Source organism: Prevotella conceptionensis 9403948 (assembly GCF_000312305.1).
GTDB classification, from domain to species: domain Bacteria; phylum Bacteroidota; class Bacteroidia; order Bacteroidales; family Bacteroidaceae; genus Prevotella; species Prevotella conceptionensis.
The window spans coordinates 3,673-11,147 of the sequence record NZ_HE999458.1 but is presented as its reverse complement, the minus strand read 5'-3'; the positions used below and the strand labels follow the sequence as shown (position 1 = coordinate 11,147).

The 7,475-nt window shown below is 40.6% G+C and carries 6 protein-coding genes and 3 pseudogenes; all 9 read left to right on the top strand.

The window, feature by feature from the left end; translation table 11 throughout:
* The coding region (locus tag BN93_RS15105; protein WP_316928628.1) for an RHS repeat-associated core domain-containing protein at positions 1-2,017 on the top strand (2,017 nt) is incomplete at its 5' end.
* 4 nt (positions 2,018-2,021) lie between these two features.
* Complete coding sequence (locus BN93_RS15100) at positions 2,022-2,519, top strand: hypothetical protein (RefSeq protein WP_139145575.1); 498 nt, start codon at positions 2,022-2,024, stop codon at positions 2,517-2,519.
* A 27-nt stretch (positions 2,520-2,546) separates the two neighbouring features.
* Positions 2,547-3,845, top strand: a pseudogene (locus BN93_RS19115) (M91 family zinc metallopeptidase); the annotation flags it as partial.
* A 13-nt stretch (positions 3,846-3,858) separates the two neighbouring features.
* On the top strand, positions 3,859-4,563 hold the full coding sequence (locus BN93_RS15090; RefSeq protein WP_019189117.1) for a hypothetical protein: 705 nt from the start codon (positions 3,859-3,861) through the stop codon (positions 4,561-4,563).
* A gap of 116 nt (positions 4,564-4,679) precedes the next feature.
* Positions 4,680-5,482: pseudogene (locus BN93_RS15085) on the top strand (IS5 family transposase).
* Positions 5,479-6,021 carry a hypothetical protein gene (locus BN93_RS16320; protein WP_019189115.1) on the top strand — a complete coding sequence of 181 codons (543 nt, stop codon included), beginning with the start codon at positions 5,479-5,481 and terminating at the stop codon, positions 6,019-6,021. The pseudogene BN93_RS15085 and the gene BN93_RS16320 overlap by 4 nt, the downstream one beginning before the upstream one ends.
* Before the next feature lie 4 nt (positions 6,022-6,025).
* Positions 6,026-6,451 carry a hypothetical protein gene (locus BN93_RS15075; protein ID WP_044261080.1) on the top strand — a complete coding sequence of 142 codons (426 nt, stop codon included), beginning with the start codon at positions 6,026-6,028 and terminating at the stop codon, positions 6,449-6,451.
* Positions 6,451-6,778: pseudogene (locus BN93_RS15070) on the top strand (DUF6078 family protein). The gene BN93_RS15075 and the pseudogene BN93_RS15070 overlap by 1 nt, the downstream one beginning before the upstream one ends.
* Before the next feature lie 149 nt (positions 6,779-6,927).
* Positions 6,928-7,209, top strand: coding sequence for a hypothetical protein (locus tag BN93_RS15065; protein WP_019189113.1), 282 nt, complete (start codon positions 6,928-6,930; stop codon positions 7,207-7,209).
* Positions 7,210-7,475: the final 266 nt, after the last annotated feature.

The following is a 7,475-nucleotide window of genomic DNA, read 5'->3' as shown; positions in this document are numbered from 1 at the left end:
TGCAGGTACGGCGATTATGACCAACAAGTACCAATACGATGCTGTGGACAATATCTTAGGCATTGTCAATGCTGTAGATCCGGCACAGGCCAATAGTAATAACAACAATAGTAATAACAATAGCAATAACAGCAAGGCGAAACTCGGTGGCGCTTTCAACCACACTTATGCCTACGACGACCTTAACCGTCTGATAAAGGCAAACGGAATGGCGAAGGGCGCGAAGTATGAGATGACGATGACCTTCGGACGGATGAGCGAGCCGCTCACCAAGGTGCAGAAGGTGAACTCCTCAAAGACGGCGCAGTCTTACGACTTTACCTATAAGTACGAGGACAGCAACCACCCCACGGCTCCCACGCAGATTGGGCATGAGCATTATACATACGATGCCAACGGCAATCCCACGCTGGTGGAGAACGACAGCCTGAACACCGAGCGGAGAATGTATTGGGACGAGGACAACCGCCTGATGGTTTTGTCGGACAATGGTAAGACCAGCCGATACACCTATAATGCTGCCGGCGAGCGTATCGTCAAGAGCCACGGCGACCTCGAAGGCGTATATGTAAATGGTGCGCCGCAGGGAATCACGTTCCACGAAACGGAAGATTACACCATCTATCCTGCCCCGATTATCACTGTGACGAAGAACCGCTTTACCAAGCATTACTTCATCGGCGACAAACGAATTGCCTCCAAACTGGGAACAGGCAAGTTCAGCAACGTCTATGGCATCAGCAGCAACAACGTTACGGCAGGCCAAAAAGACTATGCCGCCCGCATGTTGCAGATAGAGAAACAGCGCGAGGAGTATTACAAGTCCTTAGGCACACCGCCCGGTGTTCCCACGATGAAGGGTGCAACGGCCGACCCCGACAACACCGGTTATGGCTACAACACCATTATTGGAGATTTGGGTGACCACAGCGTGCCCGAAGGTTGGGTACAACGACCGAAGTTCAATGACAAGGGGGATGTTCCCGGTCCACCCATTCAGTGGCAGAAACCCGAAGACCCTGACAATGCGCAACCAGGTTATGGCTACGTGCCTGCCGACACCGCACATCATGAGGACATCTTCTTCTATCATAGTGACCACCTCGGCAGCACCTCCTACATCACCGATGCCAAGGCCAACATCACCCAGTTCGATGCCTACCTGCCTTATGGCGAACTGCTCGTTGACGAACACTCGTCTACGGAGGAGATGCCGTATAAGTTCAACGGCAAGGAATTAGACGAAGAAACTGGTTTATACTATTACGGAGCCAGATACATGGATCCCAATATCTCCATGTGGCTGGGGGTAGACCCATTGGCGGAGAAGTATCCAGAAATTAGTCCATATATTTATTGTCATAATAATCCCATCAATTTAATAGATCCCAATGGAAAAAATGATTATATATTGAATCTTGATGGAGAAATTAAACTTATAGAAGAAAATAGCAATGACTTTAATACCATTTTTGCATATGATGGACAAGGAGGAATAGATAAAAACACAAAGATTGATGTGCCAAAGTCCTTTAATGAGAGTAAAACTACCACACAAGTGCAAGGTAGAACATCAAAGGATGCCGACGGGAATAAAATATCTACGTATGAGTTTGATTTATATACAGTTGATGATGAGCAAATAGCATCTAATATTTTTGAGTTTCTCGCAAAAAACTCAGATGTAGAATGGTCTAATACAAAAGTCTCTTCAAAGGACAATACGAGTTTCAATCTTATTTCAACCTCACATAAAGAGGGGTCAGAAGTAGGAATGAGATATACATTTGAGAAATATAAAAATAATTATAATTTTACTATTGATTATGCTATACATTCACACCTTCCAGAGAGTGTAGGTTATTCTCCGGGAGATATAAAATTCGCAAAAGATGCCAAAAGTATCTATCCTAATATTGAATTAAAAATTTACAATAGAATAGAATATAAAAGTTTTGACCAATATGATATACCCGGGGTATTGAATGAAGTTGTTGTTCCACCTCAAAAACGATAGATATATGTATCGAATAATTTGTATAATGATTTGTCTTACTTCGTACTCTTTAGTAAGAGGTAAAAACGGTATAGGAGCTTCTATTCCATTATATTGTGCAACAAATAATTCATTATCTATCATAATCGATTCTATTACCAATGACGAGAAATGTATTTCGGGAATATATGTTTTATCTTTTCAGAAACAGGATAATGACATTTATCTGATACTCTCACATACAGACTCTCATAATGATATTATTGACCAATATTTAGGTTTAGATTTCTTTTGGGGTATAGGAGTTGAAATAAAGGGCTGTATACTTATGAATGGAACATTCTTTTATTTACTTAACAGGAATGTAAACAATGATGTCATAGATTTATTTATTAAACCAATAAATGCCCAACTTCATCTAAAAAAAGAATCTCCTCAATTAAATGATGATACATTATTTGTTTTCAAAGAGTCTATTGCATTTAAGTATGAGTCAGGAAAATTTAAAAGGTATAAAAGATAAGCTACGATAGTAATGAATGACCAAGGAACGGCCGGGCAGCGCGATTATGCCGCCCGCATGCTGCAGATAGAGAAACAGCGCGAGGACTACTACCGCAAGCTGGGCACGCCACCGGGAGTGCCTACGATGAAGGGTGCAACGGCCGATCCCGACAACACCGGTTATGGCTACAACACCATCATCGGAGAACTGGGCGACCACAGCGTGCCCGAAGGTTGGGTGCAACGTCCGAAGTTCAACGCCAAGGGAGATGTCCCTGGTCCACCCATTCAGTGGCAGAAACCCGAAGACCCTGACAATGCCCAGCCAGGGTATGGCTATGTCCCCACAGACACGACCAACACCGAGGAAATCTTCTTCTATCATAGTGACCACCTCGGCAGCACCACTTATATCACCGATGCCAAGGCCAACATCACCCAGTTCGATGCCTACCTGCCCTATGGCGAACTCCTTGTGGATGAACACACATCCACAGAGGATATGCAGTATAAGTTCAATGGCAAGGAACTCGATCAAGAGACCGGACTGTACTATTATGGGGCACGGTATATGAATCCCGTAACAAGCTTGTGGTATGGAGTGGATAGATTTGCTGAAAAATACCCTCAGCTTTCTGCTTACAATATTTGTGCAAATAATCCAATGAATACAATAGATTTTCATGGAGATAGTATAACAACTGTCTTAATTACAAATGGAACAGCAGGGATAGAAAGGATTAAGTATAGTTATAGTGCAGGTGAAAATGGAGAATATGGTTTCCGAAATAGTAATGGAGAATTATATTCTGGTACAGATAATTTTATAAATTCATTGACATCTGCATTAAACGAATTACGAACGGGAGGAGATGTAGGAAATGCTTTAGTTTCTGAGCTTATAAACTCAACTAATAGCGTTGAGATTGCCCAAAGAAAACAAAATGGAGCAGATATAAATGGAACTTATATATTATGGAATCCAAATTTAACAACAGGTGGTTTAAATGAATATGGCACAGAATATAGACCAGCTTACATTGGATTAGGTCATGAAATGGCGCATATTCAAGACACATGGAGGGGAACTATCGATCAAAGCACATGGGTTACAGTTAACGGAATCAATATTCCAAACTCTGAAAAATACTCAACTCACATTGAAAATCAATTGAGAGCAGAGCACAATATCCCCCTTCGAACTCATTATGGTATAGATGCTAGTCCTGGACAACGAAAAGGATTAGAAAGTACTCGAATAATTTGGAACAGATTTAGCATGTTCTACAACAGGAAAGTTAAGGTAAACGCATCTTTTAGCGTTTCTACTCCTTTTTATTATTAGAAGATTGTAAATAATGAAACTTATTCTTTTGATAATCAATATAATTTATGTCCTGGGGTATAATATACCTCAAGACATCCGCTCTTCAAAATTCTCTATCTTATCACATTTTAACTTGCAAGCTTGTAATCAGCAAATTCATAATCAAATAAAACAGCTCCCGGACAGCATCGTAAAAAATATTCAATGGCAATATTTAGACAGCTTTATTTGTTTTAATTGTAAGGCTAACGTTTATGTCACTCGGAAGAATGGCATTCAAGGGCAGGACGATCATACAAGAGACTTCCAAGACACCATTTACATCATGCAACAGAGTGGCCTGCAAGGTGACTTCAATATGACGCTATGGGATAAGCAGAAGAGTGTTTCTTATACCAATGAAACTGGTCTGATAAAGGAAACGAATAGTCGCCTTTTCCCAAAATATATGCTAAAATTAGTTTCTGAATGGGATATTTCCGCCATTAGGGAAGAAGAGAAAATAAATGGACAACTTATACCAAGAGAGAGAATATATGCAATTAGAATTATACTTCATAAAGGAAAATGTTCAATAGATTTTCTTTGGTTTTATGATTTTTTTAATCTGGAAAGAGATAGATTTGATTTTCGTTCAGACACATTCATGTGTGGTGGGTATCGAGAGTTATTAAAAAACTATCTAAATCACTCTTTTATTCCTTCTTTTGCACCAGATGGGCAAGTTCTGGGTTAAGTGAAGTCATCTAGACTTTTAAAATCTCTACAAATTGAGAGGAGTCAATTATCTTTGTACTGTAAAAACCAAGATAAACACTCCTCTCATGTACGAAGTACTGGACAAAAGATACAATAAAATCTGAGATCTTGCCATTTTTATCGGTGGCAAAACGCGGTTATGTGACAAAAGTGACCTGGCGGAAGTCATTCAGTGCATTCTCTACAAGTTGAAAACGGGCTGTCAGTGGCACATGCTTCCCGTTTCAGCCATCTTCACGGGGAGGGTTTTGAGCTACAAGAGTGTGTATGCCCATTTCCGCAAGTGGTCGAGGAACGGCGAATGGAAAAAGGTTTGGGGCATGATATTGAGCCGTCACAGGTCTTTCTTGGACATGTCCAGTGTGGATTTGGACGGCAGCCACACCACCACGCTTCGCGGTGGGGAGTGCTGTGGATACCAAGGACGCAAGAAAAGAACGACCACCAACGCCATCTATGTCACAGACCGGCAAGGCATACCGCTTGCCATGTCCACGCCTGTCTCGGGTTCTCACAACGACCTTCACAACATCTCCCAGGTTCTTCAGGATTTGTTTGCAGGTATTAAGGACTCAGGCTTGTCCGTATCGGGACTCTTTCTCAATGCAGATGCCGGCTTTGACTCTGCACTATTCAGGCGAGGTTGCCATCAGCAGGAGGTGTTCCCAAACGTCGCCTTCAATAAGCGTAGAGGTATGCGGAGAGATGACGAGTTACTTGATGAGCTGCTTTACAAGGAGAGATACAGCATTGAAAGGACTAATGCGTGGATGGACTCATACAGGAGCGTGCTCAACAGGTTCGATACCACACAAACCAGTTGGGAGGGATGGAACTATATCGCATTCATACTGATTTTTCTGAAAAAGATAAGAAAGAGGGAAAAGTCTAGATGACCTCTTTATATTGTTTCGGAAACCCCATCATTTTCTATGATAAAGATGGAAAAGAAGGAGTCTTAACAAAATGGGGAACATCTTTGCAATATGCAGGTGCTGGACTTATGGGTGTAGGACTTGTGGCTATGGGGACTGGAGGTGCTGTAGTTATACCTTCTGCGGGAACTTCAACAGTAGTAGTTATTGGTGGTGTAGAGATATTTTTTGCAGGGGGGACTATATCTATTATAGGTGGAATATTAAAAGCAGTAGATCAAATTGCAGTACCGAGCCAGAACACAAAACAGAAAGACGGACTATATATACAACAAAGTACAGGGAAAAAAGCACAAAATAGCAATAAGAATGAACGTCATGGCGATAGTGGGCGTGCCAAATTAAAAGCAGAGAAACAGATCAAAGATTTGGAACAGAAAGCAAGAGAATCCAAGTCGAAACGGGAGAGAACACAGATTGAAAACAAGATAAGAAATATTCGAAACAATGCTGCAAAGAAACAGCGTGGTGAGGAACATAGTAAAGGAAATAAAAGGTAATATAATGGATACAAGAGGATTGATTCTAAATACTGCATATAACGACTTTATTCTCGGTTCTAATATTTCAAACTATTTATATAAGAACCACACAAAAGAGGTTTACAATGAATTGACATTTACAAATAGTTCATATTATTTTTATGATGATGAAATAAACATTTGGTGCGATGATGATGGAAAGATCAATACGATTCGATGTGCTTCTTCTTGTCTTTATCAGGGAGTAGAATTAATCGGCTTGCCGTTTCAAGAATTATTATCCACAATTCACATTCTTCCCAATAATCATGAGCGAATATATTTATTAGTTAATGGTAGGGGACAAAATCAACACGTTTATGATTTTGAAACAATAGGATTACAAGTTTGGGTTTGGAGACAAAAAATCAAGACAGTGTTAATTTATAAAGTGGTCGAGGAAACATAATGAAGAGAGAAAACAGAAAAAACATGATCGGCTCCGCCATTTATCCCAATGCCTTGCAGAATGGCAAATGCAGGTTCTACGTAGAAAAGCGAGTGATACGTGTCGCATGGGGATTTCGCAAGCTGTTCCTCAATGTAAAACATGTAGATGACACGCCGAGACATCCTGCAATATTTCGGCAGTCGGGTCACTTACTATAGCTACATGAACGGATAACTCACCCTTACGCCCGAGCAACAAGAGGACATTCTAAACATCTTTCGTGCGTATGACTACACCGAAGAATCGGACTTCGACAACTACATCGACCGTTATGCGTATGAATAGAATCGTGTCTCAGAAAACTTTCAAGCGTTGGAACACACTGTTTCATTCTTTGAAACTCACAATTTCATCCATTCTCAAAATTCACAAAGACCATATACGGTTTCCCAAGTTAGGACATCAAAAGCTTTAAAAAGAAAAAAGACACGCAAATGAAAATCATTTTATTAATATTTACGGTATTATTACCTTGTAAGACGAATACTCAGAGTACACAAGACAGTAGTCTATATAGCAATATAAAATATGTAAATGGAAAATACGAGCGAGAGATAGAATGCGTATTTCAAGGGATTGGTAAGAATCCTATAGACGGAGATACGCAAGGAATGGCCTCAGCCATAAAAAAAGAGATTAAAGAGATTCCTAAAAGTTCAGTTTCGCTTGTTTATAAGGGAAAATCTATCCCCAAGGTTCAAGAAAAGGTGAAATAGCGTGAATGATTTGTGAGTCAGTCGGTTCTGACTTTCGAGCCTTTCAGTGCAAAACCTCGAAAAGACGGGTTTGTACCAACTTCGGACAGAGTAGCGTTACCAAAACATTACCACCTCCTTTGTAAGTGAGAATTGGGAAAAGCGGTAACGAACAGTGCAGAATCCGACCTGAACTTCGGGGATTACCTTCTGCAAAGGTACTTCGATGAAAGAAAACAGGCAAATAAATTGCGGATTGTTTCTTTACCATTGAACGACAATGTTTT